Here is an 18,805-nt window from a genome sequence, read left to right as displayed (position 1 = left end):
GAAAGTGGGTTTAGAAGATAGTGGGACGGATAAAATGTGTTATTAGCTATGATGGTACGAATTTCTCCGGATATCAAATCCAGCCAAATGGACGTACTGTTCAGGAAGAAATAGAAAAAGCGCTGGGCAAAATGCATAAAGGAAAATTAGTCAGAGTAGTAGCCTCTGGGAGGACGGATGCCGGTGTCCATGCAAAAGGCCAGGTCATCCACTTTGACACGGATATACAAATGCCGGAAGCAAATTGGAAAAAAGCATTGAATGCTTTACTGCCTGATGATGTGCAAGTGACACAGACTGTTAAAGTTCATGATACGTTTCACTCGCGCTATGATGTGAGGGAAAAAGAGTATCGGTATTTTGTTTTGAATGCAGAGGACAACGATGTATTTCAACGTCATTTTTGCTGGCGCAATCGAGGTGAAATCGATGTGGAAGCAATGCAGAAAGCTTGTGCCTTGTTAGAAGGCAGGCATGATTTTTCTTCTTTCTGCTCAGCTAAAACAGACTTGCAAGGAGATAAAATCCGTACAATCTATCAAGCAACCTGCCACAGAGAAGGAGACATGATCGTCTTTTCTTTTAAAGGAAGCGGATTTTTATATAATATGGTTCGAATTTTAGTGGGAACACTGCTGGAAATTGGCAAAGGGAAAAGAAGCGCCGGCTCTATCCCGGAGGTGATTGCTGCCGAGGACCGGAAGGAAGCAGGAGAAACCGCGCCTCCCCAAGGCTTGTTTCTTTGGAACGTCACTTATCGGGACGATCAATAAAACTTGCTGCAAAACAACGGCTCCTAGTGTAACATTTCCTTGACATTCAAGCTTAATTGTTATAGTATGATTAATGGCATTTTATTTCTATACCACGATTAGCCCCGGAAAGTTAATTCGTGTAGAATAGATGAAATACGCAATCTGCCCAATCCTTATGATGTGGAGAACAGACAGCTGCACTGTACAGCAATCTTGTTCTAAATCATGTGGGTATGGGAAGTCGAAGTTAGATAAAAGATTATGGAAATTGAAATTCAGGAGGTAACTGATCATGCGCACAACTTTCATGGCGAATGAAAATAATATTGAACGCAAGTGGCTTGTTGTGGATGCTGAAGGACAAACGCTTGGACGTTTGGCAAGTGAAGTTGCTGCTATTCTTCGTGGCAAGCACAAACCAACATACACACCGCATGCTGACACTGGTGATCACGTAATCATCGTAAACGCTGAAAAAATCGAACTTACTGGTAACAAGTTAAACGATAAAATGTATTACCGTCACTCTAACCACCCAGGTGGTTTGAAGCAGCGTAATGCTAACGAAATGCGTACGAAATACCCTGAGCAAATGCTCGAACTTACTGTAAAAGGAATGCTTCCAAAAGGCAGCCTTGGCCGTAAAATGGGTAAGAAATTGCACGTATTCCGTGGCCCGGATCATAATCATCAAGCACAAAAACCTGAAGCATACCAGCTTCGCGGATAATTCAAAGGAGGTAAACGATAGTGGCACAAGTACAATACTACGGCACCGGACGCCGTAAAAGCTCAACTGCACGCGTACGTTTGGTACCAGGAACTGGACGTATCGTTGTAAATAATCGTGACGCTGAAAGCTATTTCCCATACGAAACACTTCGTACAATCATTAAGCAGCCTTTAGCTGCTACAGAAACAGAAGGAAGCTACGATGTATTAGTAAACGTAGACGGTGGAGGATTTACCGGCCAAGCTGGAGCAATCCGCCACGGTGTAGCCCGTGCCTTACTTGAAGCAGATCCAGAATACCGTTCTGCTCTTAAAAGAGAAGGCTACCTTACTCGCGACTCCCGCATGAAAGAACGTAAGAAATACGGTCTTAAAGGCGCTCGTCGTGCACCACAATTCTCGAAGCGTTAATAAAACCTTATATACCAAGGGTTGGCCCTCTTTGCTCTTATCGAGCAGAGAGGGCTATTTCATGTTCAAATTTGGAATTGACTCTCTCTTTTATGTTTTAATTGATTATAGACTGTAAAGAGGGAAGAGGCTAAGGGTCACCAGTATCTCTATGTTCCTGAGACCCAGGCAATGTATACTGTTGGGGTTCTGACTAATAGGTGTTTTACGTTTTATGTAGTACCATTTTGTAATCACAATATTGTTAGGAGTCAAGTGAACTATAGGAATCTGCCTTCTATATTTAATATCAATTTCTGCTTTTTAATAGGACTGAAATGGTCCGATGACAGAAGAGGGATTTTTCCATGGCGATAGACCAACCGATAGTATTTGTTCATCCCGTCAGGCTGAAGCGGCATACCGATAATTTTTAGTAGGTTTCTGGTTTCATCGAATCCGTTTAGATTTTATTCGTGAGGTGACATACATGATGAAAATTACAGATAGGATAAATTTGTTATTGGTTGCTTTCTTAATTTTAACCATAACAATAGGGATGTTGACGTATATAAGATTCGAGCAAAGTTTTAGTATCTTCCTTGTTACAGGTTTATATATCATAGGATTCCTTATTTTAGGCTCGGTATTGACAATTGCGATTGATTTTTTGACACAAAAACTAAATGTAGGTAAAACTGTGAATTACTTAATATGCGTAGTGTTTTCTTTATTACTCGCCTTGTTATTTATAGATAGTTATTTAGATATGGCATTAATATTCATTTATTGTTCAACTATACTTTGGGTTAGTAACCAATTTTTTTTAAAAACGGACCGAGAATCATAATTGATAAATTGAAGATGCGGCCATTTTCAAAATAAACTGCCAGACTCCTATAAAATTCAGAGTAATGGCAGCCTGGGCGTTTTATTTAAGTCACTCCAAGTTCAAATAAGAGCTTTTCCTAGATGAGTGACTCATTTAATTAAGTGAGGTTATTTCACCAGTACTTTTACTTACAGTGTACAAGCCTATTTTTTCTTTTGATTGAGAATCATCTTCTCCAACTACGTTATATGCTTGCATAACATAGCTGTCTTTTTCTTGTTCTTTTTCTTCTAAATGAAGCTCAAAATTGTTGGAAGGATGATTTTGCTTCTCCAAGTATCTAAACAATTTCTCTGCAGCCCACTCTTCAGTCCTCTTCTCATAGGAACTACTGTCTTCGGTATGATCCTGAACAGTATCTTGCATCTTAATATATATTGTTTCATTACTATTAAAGTTAATGGCTAGCAATGTCAATACACTAGCAAATAGAATGACACCTATAACAATATACTTTTTCATGATTTATTACCCTCCTATAGGAACTTGGCTCTATAAGAGATAATGTAAATATACCCTCACATGTGAAAAATTCTATCTACAGGGGGGTAGAGCATCCTCATGTCATTAAACATTTACAGAGCCTTCTAGTAAGATATTTTAGATTGCCGATTAATGGAAATCTGTGCTCCCTCCATTATAAGTGGATATCTTGTATCTAAACAATAAGCAGATTATACCGAATCTTTCAACATTCAATGCCAAGTTAAACTAAAACGGAAAGAAACTTAAAGGCGCTCGTCGTGCACCACCATTCTCGAAGCGTTAAGCTTTCGACAAAACGAAGACTCTCAACCATTTTGAGTGGGGGTCATTTTTTGGTCTTTCCACTGCTGCTCTCTGTTTATGCTCGTAAAACCTGTCATAATCCCACTCCTTGTCCCATATAGTGGACAACAGGAAGAAGTTTAGGAGGCCGGGAGAATGAAAACGTACATAAAAGCAGCGGTATGGATGTTGGGCGTAGTCCTTTTAGTGCTGTTGATCCAATATCCGATTCAACAATCAACCGATTCATGGGATTCGTGGGCTTTACCACTGTCAGGAAAAGTGATTGTGCTGGATCCCGGTCATGGCGGACCAGATGGAGGAGCGGAAGGAAGCGACGATACGCAGGAAAAAGAGATTGCCCTGCGAGTAGCAAAGAAATTGCAGAATTACTTACAGCAGGCAGGAGCCCTTGTGTTCTTGACAAGAGAGAAAGATGAGGATTTGGCTTCAAAGGAAACAAGAGGCTTGTCACGAAGAAAATCAGAAGATATTCGGAACCGTGTGCAGTTTATTAAAGATAAAGAAGCGGATTTTTTCGTCAGCATTCATCTAAATGCACTCCCGGCTACTCAATGGTCTGGTGCACAAACCTTTTTTTATCCTTCAAATGAAGATAATGAGCGTTTGGCAACATTAATTCAGGACGAAATCAAACGGAATCTCGAAAATACCACAAGGGAGGCACTTGGGTTGAAAAGCATGTATTTATTGAAGCATGCCGAAGCTCCCGGTGCGCTTGTCGAGATCGGATTTTTATCGAATGTCCATGAGCGGGAACTGTTAAAGACCGATGATTACCAAGGCAAAATGGCGGCCAGCATTTACGAAGGGATTCTCCGTTTTGCCACGGAAGAGGATATGGATAAGTAAACATTCCGTACAGGTCCTTCCAAAATCGTATCACTTAGTATTCCGGTCAGATATGTTATACTAGCACTGTGAAGAAAAGGACAGCGATTAAAGGATGGTGACACAATTTGCTTACCCAAGAGCAGGTTTTAGAATTATTGAATCCAATAGAAGACCCGTTTTTACATACACCGTTTGAGAAGACTGGCGGAGTAATCGAGGTTCGCATTAAGGAAGAAAAGAAGCATGTCAGCGTAAAGTTAGCAATTGCCAAAACGAATACCGCCGAACAAATGCAGCTCCAGCAGGAAATCGTCAACGTATTAAAGAAAGCGGGTGCAAACACCGTCGGGCTTCGGTTTGAGCAGCTTCCCGACGAGGTGATTGCAACCTATCAGCCGGCATCCGAACAAGAGGATTCAAACTCTCTTTTAGGTGCCAATTCCAATACGAAGTTTATCGCGATAGCCAGCGGTAAAGGCGGCGTCGGAAAGTCTACCGTAACTGTGAATCTCGCTGTGGCCTTGGCGAGACTTGGCAAAAAAGTCGGGATCATTGATGCAGATATATATGGATTCAGTGTTCCGGATATGATGGGGGTTGAAGAACGCCCGGTTGTCAGAGGGGAGAAAATCATCCCTGTCGAGCGGTTTGGCGTGAAACTGGTATCGATGGGATTTTTCGTGGAAGACAATTCCCCGATTATTTGGCGTGGACCGATGCTGGGAAAAATGCTGACAAGCTTCTTCAAAGAAGTGGAGTGGGGAGACCTGGATTATCTACTGCTTGATTTGCCTCCAGGAACAGGGGATGTCGCCCTGGATGTCCATTCTATGCTGCCTTCCTCGAAGGAAATCATTGTGACGACTCCGCATCCTACTGCGGCGTTTGTAGCAGCAAGAGCCGGCCAGATGGCTATGCAAACGGAGCACGAGATCATCGGAATCGTGGAAAACATGGCCTACTTTGAAAGTAAAACAACCGGAGAAAAAGAATATGTCTTTGGAAAAGGCGGCGGAAAGAAACTGGCTGAGTACTTAAAGACAAAAGTCATCGGTCAGTTGCCATTACAACAGCCTTATGAAGAAGAGGATGTATTTGCTCCTTCTGTTTACCAGGAAGATCATCCAAACGGCAAGGAATACCGTAAACTTGCCGCTAAGGTTATTGATAATTTTGAATAACACAAAGGGAAAGAGCAGTCCTGGTCAGGACTGCTCTTTTTGTTTGGTGGAAGGGAAATCAACCTCCTGCTCCCCCTCCGCCGCCACCATTACCGCCACCCTGTCCCTGACCAGCGCCTTGCTGACCATCTTGGCTACCGCCACCGCCCTGGTTTTGTTGGGACCCTTGGGATGGTTTCATTTCTTCAGCAGCCTTTAGGATAATTTCGCTCATTTGAGCTTTAAACATCGGGGAGTCCATGGTTTCCTGGATGGTTTTTTCCAAGTGTTCACGGAATTGCTGGCTTTTCATTGCACTTACCATCTGTTCCGTCATTTCCGGGTTTTGAAATAATTCAATCATTTGTTTTTGAAATGCGGAATCGCTCATTAAGCCTTTCAGTACATCTTTATGCTGGTCCTGAAGGGTTTTGGAAAAGGACTCAACAAATTTTGGATCGTCAAACATTTTGGTCCAGTATTTTTTCCCTTCTTCTGAGGTCAAGGCTTTCTGAACAGACTCTTTTACTGTATCCCCTTCAATGACATAGGTTTTTTGCATATCCTTTTCGGAAAGTACTTCAGTGATTGCCTGTTTCCCTTCATCTGTCTTCAATATATCTGCAACCATTTTCTTGGTTGTATCGTAGTTCCCCTCTTCTCCGCTGGTGGTGTTTCCGCCACCACATGAGGTCAATAGGAGAAGAGACGTCCATAATAATAATTGTGGCATGAGTTTAAACACACAGGATCAACTCCTTTTATTTGCACTCACTTGGTTTTAATATGGATCGGAACAGAAAAAATATGTATTGCTGAAGAAAAAACGGGGGATTCATGATAAAATACCTAAGGGACAAGGTATAAGTTGATTAGGAGGATATCGAGTGAACAGTAGAAATTGGGTTCGCATGTTTTTGACTACTTTGCTGGTCGGAGCTGTTTCCACCCTGTTTACCAGCTTTTTCGTAAAAGCCGGATCTTATTGGGAATATCTTCAGCCGGTTGATCTTTTTGAACTATTGGGATTAGTAATATTTTTCACCGCACTGGGCCTGGTGTTCAGTTTGCTTAGTCAGATGGGGTTCTTTGCTTATTTGACCATCAATCAATTTGGCCTCGGGATGTTTAGAGGATTATGGGTGCCAATTCAAGTTGTACTAATCCTCTTTACATTGTTTGATTTGATTTACTTCCGCTACAAGTCAGCAGATGGAGATACTTCCATACTTATTTATCTTCTGATAGCCGCCGTGTTGTTTGGTTACAGTTGGCTAATAGCAAAAATCAAAGCAAAAGAAACAAATTCGAAGGCGTTTATTCCAGCCTTGTTTTTTATGTTCGTGGTTACTTCCATTGAATGGGTCCCTGGTCTGCGGTCGACCGGTAGTGATTACGAATGGTTGATGATCATCCCTTTGTTATTATGTAACACTTATCAATTATTATTGCTTCACCGTATGACGAATCAAGAAGCTGCAGCGGAAGGGAAGGAATTAACGTCAGCAGCCAAACCAGGTAAATCATCCAAACAAAATAAAAAACAAAAAAGCAAGCGCAAAAAATAGGCGTTTGCTTTTTTTGTTTAAGGTGCACAGGATGTTCGAGACATGACGCTCTTTTCATGGTCACTCGATTGTTTTTGACTTTGTTTCAATACGTGAAATCAATTCCGAAATCGTGACGTATTCAAACCCTTTGTTTTTTAAACCGGGCAGCAGTGTTTTCAATGCTCCAGGCGTTTGTTTTACGGAGTCCGAAGCATGGAACAGAATGATGTCCCCGTTAGTGGTATTTTTCATGACTTCATCAATGATGGCTTGTTGCCCGGGATTTTGCCAATCGTGCGGGTTTACATTCCATTGAATTACCTGGAATCCAAGTTCTTCGGCCATTTTGAGGATTTCTTTGTCAAAATGACCGCTTGGTGTACGAAGCAGCCTGGTTTCGGGATAACCGAGTTTTCGGAACACTTCCTTAGCGTAAATCAAGTCCTTTCTTACTTGTTCCTTCTCCTGCTTCAAGTAACTTTTATAGCGATAGCCGAGCATGCCGATCTCATGTTTTTCTGCGATCTGGTCAACAATCTCCGGATGTCGTTCTGCCCATTCACCACTTAAGAAAAAGGTGGCTTTGGCCCCGTGTTTATTTAATTGTTCTAGGATCGGTTCGACTTTCTCATTTCCCCAGCTAATATTAAAGGTCAGGGCGATATTGGGATCCTGATCGCTTCCTTTGCTTAAGGCGGCCGGACTGTCTTTCGTAGAAAAAACCGACAGACTACTCTCATTGTCCACCCATATGATAAATGCAGAAAAAAGTGCAGCAACTACGATGAAGGCCCAGCGCTTCCATCGACTTGCTTTCATGACGTAAAAATGTTCCATTACTCCCCTCCTTTAGGACTTGCTTTATTTTATGATGGACATGGTCTAATCATGAACCGAATTACGAATAACCCTCTGTTTAGCTTTCAGAATGTTTCGTGTATGATGTGCCAATTATAAAAAAGTCCAAGGCGGGTATCATAGTAGAACATTTCAGGTTAATGGGGTGATGACATGTTAGGGATGTTGGTGGATGAAAGAGAGCGAAAAGAAATGGAATATTTAATAAAGCGGGAACTGGAGGAACTGATACTGGATATGCAGGATAAGCGCATTGATCCTCTCGTCAGGCGGGCGATGAAGGAGCGTTATCGGATTTTGTTCCGGCTGTTCCGTAAAGTGGCTGAGGATAAAGAGTGTAGAAAATACATATTGAACTGAATGGGGACGCTTAACATCCATACTCTCTGTGGTATATTCAATGTAAAGGATATTATCGCAAAGGAGATGGCAGGATGAAAATCGATGCAGTCATTTATGATTTGGACGGTGTGATTACCGATACAGCTGAATATCATTTTATGGCATGGAAAGCTTTAGCGGATGAACTTCATATACCTTTTGATCGTTCATTTAATGAACAGTTAAAAGGTTTGAGCCGAATGGACTCTCTGGAATTAATTCTACAGCAAGGCAACGAACCGTTTTCTGAAGAAGAAAAACAATTATTAGCGGCTAAGAAAAATGAACATTACCAAGAATTGATTCAAAAAATCAGTCCCAAAGATTTATTGCCAGGTGTAGAGTCCTTTATGAAAGAAGTAAAACGGGCAGGTATAAAAACGGGATTGGCTTCCGCCAGTAAAAATGCCCAAACGGTCATTGAACGACTACAGGTGACAGATTTACTTGATACAGTAGTAGATGCCGCCAAAGTGGAAAAAGGGAAACCTGACCCAGAGGTTTTTTTGACAGCAGCGGATCAGCTTGATGTACCGCCGTCTCATTGTGTAGGCATTGAGGATGCTGGTTCCGGTGTACAAGCTATCAAATCAGCGGGAATGTATGCTGTAGGCGTCGGGAGTAAGGAATTCCTATCCCAAGCAGATTGGGTAATCGCGGATACTAGTCAGTTGACATGGGATGATTTGATTCAGAGAATCAGGGAACAATAAAGGAACTTTCGTTGTGGCGGGAGTGCCTTTTGCATCCACTGGTTTTTAATCCGTTTTACATTCCATTAAATTTTCTATTGATAAACGATTTACGATGTGGTATATTATTTCTTGTTGCAAGTGAGCGCTAATTAATTGCGCAACATCATTAAAAAATTGTTGCAAAAAACATTGACACTAACTTGTAGCCATGTTATATTATATTTCGTCGTCAAAAACGACACATCATTTTTTGATCTTTGAAAACTGAACAAAACAACCAGTATGTCAAGCAAGATATACAAGCTAGTTTTTTGAACGAGCAAGCAAGCTCGCATTTTATGGAGAGTTTGATCTTGGCTCAGGACGAACGCTGGCGGCGTGCCTAATACATGCAAGTCGAGCGCGGGAAGCAGGCAGATCCCTTCGGGGTGAAACCTGTGGAACGAGCGGCGGACGGGTGAGTAACACGTGGGCAACCTGCCTGTAAGATCGGGATAACTCCGGGAAACCGGGGCTAATACCGGGTAATACTTTCTTCCGCATGGAGGGAAGTTGAAAGGCGGCCTTTTGGCTGTCACTTACAGATGGGCCCGCGGCGCATTAGCTAGTTGGTGGGGTAATGGCCTACCAAGGCAACGATGCGTAGCCGACCTGAGAGGGTGATCGGCCACACTGGGACTGAGACACGGCCCAGACTCCTACGGGAGGCAGCAGTAGGGAATCTTCCGCAATGGACGAAAGTCTGACGGAGCAACGCCGCGTGAACGATGAAGGTCTTCGGATCGTAAAGTTCTGTTGTCAGGGAAGAACAAGTACCGTTTGAACAAGGCGGTACCTTGACGGTACCTGACGAGGAAGCCCCGGCTAACTACGTGCCAGCAGCCGCGGTAATACGTAGGGGGCAAGCGTTGTCCGGAATTATTGGGCGTAAAGCGCGCGCAGGCGGTTCCTTAAGTCTGATGTGAAAGCCCACGGCTTAACCGTGGAGGGTCATTGGAAACTGGGGAACTTGAGTACAGAAGAGGAGAGCGGAATTCCACGTGTAGCGGTGAAATGCGTAGATATGTGGAGGAACACCAGTGGCGAAGGCGGCTCTCTGGTCTGTAACTGACGCTGAGGCGCGAAAGCGTGGGGAGCGAACAGGATTAGATACCCTGGTAGTCCACGCCGTAAACGATGAGTGCTAGGTGTTAGGGGGTTTCCGCCCCTTAGTGCTGAAGTTAACGCATTAAGCACTCCGCCTGGGGAGTACGGCCGCAAGGCTGAAACTCAAAAGAATTGACGGGGGCCCGCACAAGCGGTGGAGCATGTGGTTTAATTCGAAGCAACGCGAAGAACCTTACCAGGTCTTGACATCCTCTGACCCCTCTAGAGATAGAGGTTTCCCTTCGGGGACAGAGTGACAGGTGGTGCATGGTTGTCGTCAGCTCGTGTCGTGAGATGTTGGGTTAAGTCCCGCAACGAGCGCAACCCTTGACCTTAGTTGCCAGCATTCAGTTGGGCACTCTAGGGTGACTGCCGGTGACAAACCGGAGGAAGGTGGGGATGACGTCAAATCATCATGCCCCTTATGACCTGGGCTACACACGTGCTACAATGGATGGTACAAAGGGAAGCGAAACCGCGAGGTGAAGCAAATCCCATAAAACCATTCTCAGTTCGGATTGCAGGCTGCAACTCGCCTGCATGAAGCCGGAATCGCTAGTAATCGCGGATCAGCATGCCGCGGTGAATACGTTCCCGGGCCTTGTACACACCGCCCGTCACACCACGAGAGTTGGCAACACCCGAAGTCGGTGAGGTAACCTTTTTGGAGCCAGCCGCCGAAGGTGGGGCCAATGATTGGGGTGAAGTCGTAACAAGGTAGCCGTATCGGAAGGTGCGGCTGGATCACCTCCTTTCTAAGGATATATTAAATCGGAACCGCCGATTAAGTTCGCAACGTCCTGTTGCAACATCGGCATGACCTACATCCTGTAGGCCTCATACTGGTTGTTTAGTTCAGTTTTGAGGGATCAAACTCCCTTAACCCAATATTATCTTCTCCGCAAGGATGGGCCTGTAGCTCAGTTGGTTAGAGCGCACGCCTGATAAGCGTGAGGTCGGTGGTTCAAGTCCACTCAGGCCCACCATCCATTCGGGGCCTTAGCTCAGCTGGGAGAGCGCCTGCTTTGCACGCAGGAGGTCAGCGGTTCGATCCCGCTAGGCTCCACCATTATACTCTGTACCTTGAAAACTAGATAAGATAAATAGGAAGTGAAGGCGACTGTTCAGCAGCGTACGGATAAGTAAGACAGCATATAGCACGTTGGTTTTGCGTGTGAAATGATGGATTGCTTATACGCTAGCTGGTAGAAGCCGGAACTAGACTATGCAAGACATTCAACGACATTGAAGTAACACGTCATTCACGAACGATAAGTTAAGTGAAGAAGGGCGCACGGTGGATGCCTTGGCACTAGGAGCCGATGAAGGACGGGACAAACACCGATATGTCTCGGGGAGCCGTACGTAGGCGTTGATCCGGGAATTTCCGAATGGGGAAACCCCCTGCTCGTAATGGAGCAGGACGCTTATCTGAATTCATAGGATAAGCGAGGCAGACCCGGGGAACTGAAACATCTCAGTACCCGGAGGAAGAGAAAGCAAATGCGATTTCCCAAGTAGCGGCGAGCGAAACGGAAACAGCCCAAACCAGAGAGCTTGCTCTCTGGGGTTGTAGGACACTCCATCGGAGTTACCAAGAAACAGTTTAAGCGAATCGATCTGGAACGATCAGCCAAAGAAGGTAAGAGCCCTGTAACTGAAAGATTGTTTCCTCCGGAGTGGATCCTGAGTACGGCGGAACACGAGGAATTCCGTCGGAATCCGGGAGGACCATCTCCCAAGGCTAAATACTCCCTAGTGACCGATAGTGAACCAGTACCGTGAGGGAAAGGTGAAAAGCACCCCGGGAGGGGAGTGAAAGAGAACCTGAAACCGTGTGCCTACAAGTAGTCGAAGCCCGTTAATGGGTGACGGCGTGCCTTTTGTAGAATGAACCGGCGAGTTACGATCTCCTGCAAGGTTAAGTTGAACAGACGGAGCCGCAGCGAAAGCGAGTCTGAACAGGGCGATTTGAGTAGGGGGTCGTAGACCCGAAACCGTGTGATCTACCCATGTCCAGGGTGAAGGTCAGGTAACACTGACTGGAGGCCCGAACCCACGCGTGTTGAAAAACGCGGGGATGAGGTGTGGGTAGGGGTGAAATGCCAATCGAACACGGAGATAGCTGGTTCTCTCCGAAATAGCTTTAGGGCTAGCCTCAAGAGTTGAGTACTGGAGGTAGAGCACTGATTGGACTAGGGGCCCTCATCGGGTTACCGAATTCAGTCAAACTCCGAATGCCAGCCACTCGATCTTGGGAGTCAGACTATGGGTGATAAGGTTCATAGTCGAAAGGGAAACAGCCCAGACCGCCAGCTAAGGTCCCAAAGTATACGTTAAGTGGAAAAGGATGTGGAGTTGCTTAGACAACCAGGATGTTGGCTTAGAAGCAGCCATCATTTAAAGAGTGCGTAATAGCTCACTGGTCGAGTGACTCTGCGCCGAAAATATACCGGGGCTAAACGTATCACCGAAGCTGCGGATTGTTCTTACGAACAATGGTAGGAGAGCGTTCTAAGTGCAGCGAAGTCAGACCGTGAGGACTGGTGGAGCGCTTAGAAGTGAGAATGCCGGTATGAGTAGCGAAAAAAGAGTGAGAATCTCTTTCACCGAAAGCCTAAGGTTTCCTGAGGAAGGCTCGTCCGCTCAGGGTTAGTCGGGACCTAAGCCGAGGCCGAAAGGCGTAGGCGATGGACAACAGGTGGATATTCCTGTACCACCTCCTTTCCGTTTGAACGACGGGGGGACGCAGAAGGATAAGGAATGCGCACTGCTGGTCATGTGCGTTCAAGCAGTAAGAGAGTCAGATAGGCAAATCCGTCTGGCAATCTCAAGCTGTGATGAGGAGGGANACCCCCTGCTCGTAATGGAGCAGGACGCTTATCTGAATTCATAGGATAAGCGAGGCAGACCCGGGGAACTGAAACATCTCAGTACCCGGAGGAAGAGAAAGCAAATGCGATTTCCCAAGTAGCGGCGAGCGAAACGGAAACAGCCCAAACCAGAGAGCTTGCTCTCTGGGGTTGTAGGACACTCCATCGGAGTTACCAAGAAACAGTTTAAGCGAATCGATCTGGAACGATCAGCCAAAGAAGGTAAGAGCCCTGTAACTGAAAGATTGTTTCCTCCGGAGTGGATCCTGAGTACGGCGGAACACGAGGAATTCCGTCGGAATCCGGGAGGACCATCTCCCAAGGCTAAATACTCCCTAGTGACCGATAGTGAACCAGTACCGTGAGGGAAAGGTGAAAAGCACCCCGGGAGGGGAGTGAAAGAGAACCTGAAACCGTGTGCCTACAAGTAGTCGAAGCCCGTTAATGGGTGACGGCGTGCCTTTTGTAGAATGAACCGGCGAGTTACGATCTCCTGCAAGGTTAAGTTGAACAGACGGAGCCGCAGCGAAAGCGAGTCTGAACAGGGCGATTTGAGTAGGGGGTCGTAGACCCGAAACCGTGTGATCTACCCATGTCCAGGGTGAAGGTCAGGTAACACTGACTGGAGGCCCGAACCCACGCGTGTTGAAAAACGCGGGGATGAGGTGTGGGTAGGGGTGAAATGCCAATCGAACACGGAGATAGCTGGTTCTCTCCGAAATAGCTTTAGGGCTAGCCTCAAGAGTTGAGTACTGGAGGTAGAGCACTGATTGGACTAGGGGCCCTCATCGGGTTACCGAATTCAGTCAAACTCCGAATGCCAGCCACTCGATCTTGGGAGTCAGACTATGGGTGATAAGGTTCATAGTCGAAAGGGAAACAGCCCAGACCGCCAGCTAAGGTCCCAAAGTATACGTTAAGTGGAAAAGGATGTGGAGTTGCTTAGACAACCAGGATGTTGGCTTAGAAGCAGCCATCATTTAAAGAGTGCGTAATAGCTCACTGGTCGAGTGACTCTGCGCCGAAAATATACCGGGGCTAAACGTATCACCGAAGCTGCGGATTGTTCTTACGAACAATGGTAGGAGAGCGTTCTAAGTGCAGCGAAGTCAGACCGTGAGGACTGGTGGAGCGCTTAGAAGTGAGAATGCCGGTATGAGTAGCGAAAAAAGAGTGAGAATCTCTTTCACCGAAAGCCTAAGGTTTCCTGAGGAAGGCTCGTCCGCTCAGGGTTAGTCGGGACCTAAGCCGAGGCCGAAAGGCGTAGGCGATGGACAACAGGTGGATATTCCTGTACCACCTCCTTTCCGTTTGAACGACGGGGGGACGCAGAAGGATAAGGAATGCGCACTGCTGGTCATGTGCGTTCAAGCAGTAAGAGAGTCAGATAGGCAAATCCGTCTGGCAATCTCAAGCTGTGATGAGGAGGGAAAATAAGTACCGAAGTTCCTGATTTCACACTGCCAAGAAAAGCCTCTAGTGAGGAAAGAGGTGCCCGTACCGCAAACCGACACAGGTAGGCGAGGAGAGAATCCTAAGGTGATCGGGAGAACTCTCGTTAAGGAACTCGGCAAAATGACCCCGTAACTTCGGGAGAAGGGGTGCTTCTTTTGCGAGAAGCCGCAGTGAATAGGCCCAAGCGACTGTTTAGCAAAAACACAGGTCTCTGCGAAGCCGTAAGGCGAAGTATAGGGGCTGACACCTGCCCGGTGCTGGAAGGTTAAGGGGACGCGTTAGCCCTCGTGGCGAAGCGTTGAACCGAAGCCCCAGTAAACGGCGGCCGTAACTATAACGGTCCTAAGGTAGCGAAATTCCTTGTCGGGTAAGTTCCGACCCGCACGAAAGGTGCAACGACTTGGGCACTGTCTCAACGAGAGACCCGGTGAAATTATACTATGCGTGAAGATGCGCATTACCCGCGACAGGACGGAAAGACCCCGTGGAGCTTTACTGTAGCCTGATATTGAATGTTGGTACAGCTTGTACAGGATAGGTGGGAGCCTTAGAAACCGGAGCGCTAGCTTCGGTGGAGGCGCCGGTGGGATACCACCCTGGCTGTACGGACCTTCTAACCCAGGACCGTGATCCGGTCCGGAGACAGTGTCAGGTGGGCAGTTTGACTGGGGCGGTCGCCTCCCAAAGAGTAACGGAGGCGCCCAAAGGTTCCCTCAGAATGGTTGGAAATCATTCGCAGAGTGTAAAGGCAGAAGGGAGCTTGACTGCGAGACCTACAAGTCGAGCAGGGACGAAAGTCGGGCTTAGTGATCCGGCGGTGCCGTATGGAAGGGCCGTCGCTCAACGGATAAAAGCTACCCCGGGGATAACAGGCTTATCTCCCCCAAGAGTCCACATCGACGGGGAGGTTTGGCACCTCGATGTCGGCTCATCGCATCCTGGGGCTGTAGTCGGTCCCAAGGGTTGGGCTGTTCGCCCATTAAAGCGGTACGCGAGCTGGGTTCAGAACGTCGTGAGACAGTTCGGTCCCTATCCGTCGTGGGCGTTGGAAGTTTGAGAGGAGCTGTCCTTAGTACGAGAGGACCGGGATGGACACACCGCTGGTGTACCAGTTGTTCCGCCAGGAGCATAGCTGGGTAGCTACGTGTGGAAGGGATAAGTGCTGAAAGCATCTAAGCATGAAGCCCCCCTCTAGATGAGACTTCCCATCATTTCAAATGAGTAAGATCCCTCAGAGACGATGAGGTTGATAGGTCCGAGGTGGAAGCGTGGTGACACGTGCAGCTGACGGATACTAATCGATCGAGGACTTAACTTAAAACAAAAAGTGAAGGCGACTGATCAACAGCGTATGGATAGATCAGCCAGATTGTAGTACGCCGCTTTGAGCGTACGAAAAGCTGGATGAACTATACACTAGCTGTTAGGAGCTGTAACTGGATTTCGNCCTCCTTTCCGTTTGAACGACGGGGGGACGCAGAAGGATAAGGAATGCGCACTGCTGGTCATGTGCGTTCAAGCAGTAAGAGAGTCAGATAGGCAAATCCGTCTGGCAATCTCAAGCTGTGATGAGGAGGGAAAATAAGTACCGAAGTTCCTGATTTCACACTGCCAAGAAAAGCCTCTAGTGAGGAAAGAGGTGCCCGTACCGCAAACCGACACAGGTAGGCGAGGAGAGAATCCTAAGGTGATCGGGAGAACTCTCGTTAAGGAACTCGGCAAAATGACCCCGTAACTTCGGGAGAAGGGGTGCTTCTTTTGCGAGAAGCCGCAGTGAATAGGCCCAAGCGACTGTTTAGCAAAAACACAGGTCTCTGCGAAGCCGTAAGGCGAAGTATAGGGGCTGACACCTGCCCGGTGCTGGAAGGTTAAGGGGACGCGTTAGCCCTCGTGGCGAAGCGTTGAACCGAAGCCCCAGTAAACGGCGGCCGTAACTATAACGGTCCTAAGGTAGCGAAATTCCTTGTCGGGTAAGTTCCGACCCGCACGAAAGGTGCAACGACTTGGGCACTGTCTCAACGAGAGACCCGGTGAAATTATACTATGCGTGAAGATGCGCATTACCCGCGACAGGACGGAAAGACCCCGTGGAGCTTTACTGTAGCCTGATATTGAATGTTGGTACAGCTTGTACAGGATAGGTGGGAGCCTTAGAAACCGGAGCGCTAGCTTCGGTGGAGGCGCCGGTGGGATACCACCCTGGCTGTACGGACCTTCTAACCCAGGACCGTGATCCGGTCCGGAGACAGTGTCAGGTGGGCAGTTTGACTGGGGCGGTCGCCTCCCAAAGAGTAACGGAGGCGCCCAAAGGTTCCCTCAGAATGGTTGGAAATCATTCGCAGAGTGTAAAGGCAGAAGGGAGCTTGACTGCGAGACCTACAAGTCGAGCAGGGACGAAAGTCGGGCTTAGTGATCCGGCGGTGCCGTATGGAAGGGCCGTCGCTCAACGGATAAAAGCTACCCCGGGGATAACAGGCTTATCTCCCCCAAGAGTCCACATCGACGGGGAGGTTTGGCACCTCGATGTCGGCTCATCGCATCCTGGGGCTGTAGTCGGTCCCAAGGGTTGGGCTGTTCGCCCATTAAAGCGGTACGCGAGCTGGGTTCAGAACGTCGTGAGACAGTTCGGTCCCTATCCGTCGTGGGCGTTGGAAGTTTGAGAGGAGCTGTCCTTAGTACGAGAGGACCGGGATGGACACACCGCTGGTGTACCAGTTGTTCCGCCAGGAGCATAGCTGGGTAGCTACGTGTGGAAGGGATAAGTGCTGAAAGCATCTAAGCATGAAGCCCCCCTCTAGATGAGACTTCCCATCATTTCAAATGAGTAAGATCCCTCAGAGACGATGAGGTTGATAGGTCCGAGGTGGAAGCGTGGTGACACGTGCAGCTGACGGATACTAATCGATCGAGGACTTAACTTAAAACAAAAAGCGGAGACGACCGTTAAGGTCCGACTGGATAAGTAAGACCGCGACAAGGCTGGGTTTCAGCCTTGTAGAGGAATTGCTTATACAGCGAGGACCTGGGAGTCGGAGCTGGATTAAAACAAAAAGCGTCGCGGGCTTGGTCAGATGCGACACGCATAAGCCAGTCACCGAAAAGCCCTGCAATATGGGCTTGTAGGGGAATGACTTATGACGCGAGCATCTAGCCCGCAGAGCTGGATTAAAAAAACGTGTCAATGTTCATTGAATGTCTTCCCTCTTATCTAGTTTTGAAGGTACATCTTTCTTAAAAGCACCTAAAGGAAGTTCTGTTAAGACCGTTCACGTCCTGTGAACAACACAGAACGACCTGCATCCTGCAGGTCTGGTGGCAATAGCGGAGAGGTCACACCTGTTCCCATGCCGAACACAGAAGTTAAGCTCTCCAGCGCCCATGGTAGTTGGGGCTTTGCCCCTGCGAGAGTAGGACGCCGCCAGGCAGATTATTCCACCGTAGCTCAGTGGTAGAGCAATCGGCTGTTAACCGATCGGTCGTAGGTTCGAATCCTACCGGTGGAGCCATTTGCTTCCATAGCTCAGTCGGTAGAGCGCTTCCATGGTAAGGAAGAGGTCGCCGGTTCAAGTCCGGCTGGAAGCTCTTAAATAAAACAGGTTTTCGCACATGCGAAGACCTGTTTTTTTGTATGTGAATTTTTATCTAATTGAAATGAAGACTTTAGGCTCTATACTGAATGTGGTGGTGTCCCCTGTTGTGATGGGTGTTCCTGCAGTGTGCAAAAAAATACACTCATTCTCTCTCTTTGACTGGGGATTAAAGATAAACAAGTAGATGTATGGAATATAGAGGAAGAAGGAAGCCGCCTTAAGAGTAGAGCTTCGTAAAGAGAAAACAATGGTTTAAGACAAGTGATGAGAAGACAGCCGGAAAAGGGCTGGAATAATGTTTGAAATGGATGCGTGCTTCAAACATAGAGGCATTTCGCCGTGTAAGAACGTTCATGCTTTGGAAACAAGAGATTTTACAGTCATTCATGTATCCATTTAATAATGGGTATATCGAGGGAATAAACAATACGATAAAGGTTTTAAAACGAGATTCCTTTGGAATCAAAGACTTTGAACGATTAAAGCATAAAATTTTGTGGCAGCAAGCGGTTAAAAAGGCCCTGTAGAGCGAAATAGCGTAGCAGAGGAAATAAGCGAGACTCCTGCGGAAAAACGGGCGGCCGAGACCCCACAGCGGGCTTTGCGAGGAGGCTCGGGTGTTCGTCCGCGGAAAGCGAGTTTATTTCCTCTGCGGTCTGAGTAAAGTAGCTGTTTTTAGAATGAGCCTTTCGATAAAGAGAGGAT

At 47.0% G+C, this 18,805-nt stretch carries 11 protein-coding genes, 4 tRNA genes, 3 rRNA genes, 1 pseudogene and 4 other annotated features; of the genes and pseudogenes, 16 read left to right on the top strand and 3 right to left on the bottom strand.

The window, feature by feature from the left end; all coding sequences use genetic code 11:
- The first annotated feature begins 20 nt into the window (after positions 1-20).
- The 3 genes from truA to rpsI all read left to right on the top strand — a co-directional run bounded on the left by truA (position 21) and on the right by rpsI (position 1,898).
- Complete coding sequence (gene truA, locus BN1067_RS04010; protein ID WP_053217591.1) at positions 21-773, top strand: tRNA pseudouridine(38-40) synthase TruA; 753 nt, start codon at positions 21-23, stop codon at positions 771-773.
- 274 nt (positions 774-1,047) lie between these two features.
- Positions 1,048-1,485, top strand: a complete 438-nt coding sequence (gene rplM, locus BN1067_RS04005; protein WP_026569074.1) for a 50S ribosomal protein L13 — start codon at positions 1,048-1,050, stop codon at positions 1,483-1,485.
- Between the two features lie 20 nt (positions 1,486-1,505).
- Positions 1,506-1,898, top strand: a complete 393-nt coding sequence (gene rpsI / locus BN1067_RS04000) for a 30S ribosomal protein S9 (protein WP_053217590.1) — start codon at positions 1,506-1,508, stop codon at positions 1,896-1,898.
- A 964-nt stretch (positions 1,899-2,862) separates the two neighbouring features.
- Here rpsI and BN1067_RS03990 read toward each other — a convergent pair.
- The gene (locus BN1067_RS03990) at positions 2,863-3,231 is read right to left on the bottom strand and encodes a hypothetical protein (RefSeq protein ID WP_053217588.1); all 369 of its coding nucleotides are present in this window, start codon (positions 3,229-3,231) and stop codon (positions 2,863-2,865) included.
- Positions 3,232-3,693: 462 nt separating this feature from the next.
- On the opposite strand from BN1067_RS03990, the gene cwlD reads away from it, so the two are divergent.
- Together cwlD and BN1067_RS03980 are read left to right on the top strand one after the other, a co-directional pair.
- On the top strand, positions 3,694-4,410 hold the full coding sequence (gene cwlD, locus BN1067_RS03985) for an N-acetylmuramoyl-L-alanine amidase CwlD (protein ID WP_053217587.1): 717 nt from the start codon (positions 3,694-3,696) through the stop codon (positions 4,408-4,410).
- A 107-nt stretch (positions 4,411-4,517) separates the two neighbouring features.
- Positions 4,518-5,573, top strand: coding sequence for an Mrp/NBP35 family ATP-binding protein (locus tag BN1067_RS03980; RefSeq protein ID WP_053217586.1), 1,056 nt, complete (start codon positions 4,518-4,520; stop codon positions 5,571-5,573).
- Between the two features lie 58 nt (positions 5,574-5,631).
- Here BN1067_RS03980 and gerD read toward each other — a convergent pair whose 3' ends face one another.
- Positions 5,632-6,297, bottom strand: a complete 666-nt coding sequence (gene gerD / locus BN1067_RS03975; protein ID WP_234400613.1) for a spore germination lipoprotein GerD — start codon at positions 6,295-6,297, stop codon at positions 5,632-5,634.
- A 142-nt stretch (positions 6,298-6,439) separates the two neighbouring features.
- On the opposite strand from gerD, the gene BN1067_RS03970 reads away from it, so the two are divergent.
- On the top strand, positions 6,440-7,120 hold the full coding sequence (locus BN1067_RS03970; RefSeq protein ID WP_053217585.1) for a KinB-signaling pathway activation protein: 681 nt from the start codon (positions 6,440-6,442) through the stop codon (positions 7,118-7,120).
- 60 nt (positions 7,121-7,180) lie between these two features.
- Here the strand turns inward: BN1067_RS03970 and pdaB are convergent, their stop codons facing one another.
- Positions 7,181-7,939: a polysaccharide deacetylase family sporulation protein PdaB gene (gene pdaB / locus BN1067_RS03965; RefSeq protein WP_053217584.1), complete on the bottom strand. Its 759-nt coding sequence runs from the start codon at positions 7,937-7,939 to the stop codon at positions 7,181-7,183.
- Positions 7,940-8,113: 174 nt separating this feature from the next.
- Here pdaB and BN1067_RS03960 point away from each other — a divergent pair, with 174 nt between their 5' ends.
- The 10 genes and pseudogenes from BN1067_RS03960 to BN1067_RS03915 form a co-directional block, all read left to right on the top strand.
- Positions 8,114-8,320 carry a hypothetical protein gene (locus tag BN1067_RS03960; protein ID WP_053217583.1) on the top strand — a complete coding sequence of 69 codons (207 nt, stop codon included), beginning with the start codon at positions 8,114-8,116 and terminating at the stop codon, positions 8,318-8,320.
- A 74-nt stretch (positions 8,321-8,394) separates the two neighbouring features.
- Positions 8,395-9,054, top strand: coding sequence for a beta-phosphoglucomutase (pgmB, locus tag BN1067_RS03955; protein WP_053217582.1), 660 nt, complete (start codon positions 8,395-8,397; stop codon positions 9,052-9,054).
- 317 nt (positions 9,055-9,371) lie between these two features.
- Positions 9,372-10,937 (top strand): 16S ribosomal RNA (locus BN1067_RS03950).
- A 154-nt stretch (positions 10,938-11,091) separates the two neighbouring features.
- Positions 11,092-11,168, top strand: a tRNA-Ile gene (locus BN1067_RS03945).
- Positions 11,169-11,175: 7 nt separating this feature from the next.
- Positions 11,176-11,251, top strand: a tRNA-Ala gene (locus tag BN1067_RS03940).
- Positions 11,252-11,470: 219 nt separating this feature from the next.
- Positions 11,471-12,025 (top strand) — a sequence feature (23S ribosomal RNA rRNA prediction is too short).
- A 7-nt stretch (positions 12,026-12,032) separates the two neighbouring features.
- Positions 12,033-12,757 (top strand) — a sequence feature (23S ribosomal RNA rRNA prediction is too short).
- A 310-nt stretch (positions 12,758-13,067) separates the two neighbouring features.
- Positions 13,068-15,816: ribosomal RNA gene (locus BN1067_RS20670) — 23S ribosomal RNA — on the top strand.
- A gap of 13 nt (positions 15,817-15,829) precedes the next feature.
- Positions 15,830-16,546 (top strand) — a sequence feature (23S ribosomal RNA rRNA prediction is too short).
- Positions 16,547-16,549: 3 nt separating this feature from the next.
- Positions 16,550-17,419, top strand: a sequence feature (23S ribosomal RNA rRNA prediction is too short).
- 399 nt (positions 17,420-17,818) lie between these two features.
- Positions 17,819-17,934, top strand: a 5S ribosomal RNA gene (gene rrf, locus BN1067_RS03930).
- Positions 17,935-17,941: 7 nt separating this feature from the next.
- Positions 17,942-18,016, top strand: a tRNA-Asn gene (locus tag BN1067_RS03925).
- Positions 18,017-18,019: 3 nt separating this feature from the next.
- A tRNA-Thr gene (locus BN1067_RS03920) sits at positions 18,020-18,092 on the top strand.
- Positions 18,093-18,342: 250 nt separating this feature from the next.
- A pseudogene (locus BN1067_RS03915) lies at positions 18,343-18,627 on the top strand (transposase); the annotation flags it as partial.
- Positions 18,628-18,805: the final 178 nt, after the last annotated feature.

Origin of the sequence: Virgibacillus senegalensis (assembly GCF_000821245.2) — a bacterium.
Lineage (GTDB): Bacteria > Bacillota > Bacilli > Bacillales > Amphibacillaceae > Sediminibacillus > Sediminibacillus senegalensis.
The sequence above is the reverse complement of the archived record's forward strand: the minus strand, read 5'-3'. Positions and strand labels throughout refer to the sequence as shown.

Bases quoted from the DNA above. Each gene is read 5' to 3' on its own strand.
- rplM (WP_026569074.1), top strand. From the start codon at position 1,048: ATGCGCACAACTTTCATGGCGAATGAAAATAATATTGAACGCAAGTGG.
- BN1067_RS03990 (WP_053217588.1), bottom strand. From the start codon at position 3,231: ATGAAAAAGTATATTGTTATAGGTGTCATTCTATTTGCTAGTGTATTG.
- cwlD (WP_053217587.1), top strand. From the start codon at position 3,694: ATGAAAACGTACATAAAAGCAGCGGTATGGATGTTGGGCGTAGTCCTT.
- pdaB (WP_053217584.1), bottom strand. From the start codon at position 7,939: ATGGAACATTTTTACGTCATGAAAGCAAGTCGATGGAAGCGCTGGGCC.
- BN1067_RS03960 (WP_053217583.1), top strand. From the start codon at position 8,114: ATGTTAGGGATGTTGGTGGATGAAAGAGAGCGAAAAGAAATGGAATAT.
- pgmB (WP_053217582.1), top strand. From the start codon at position 8,395: ATGAAAATCGATGCAGTCATTTATGATTTGGACGGTGTGATTACCGAT.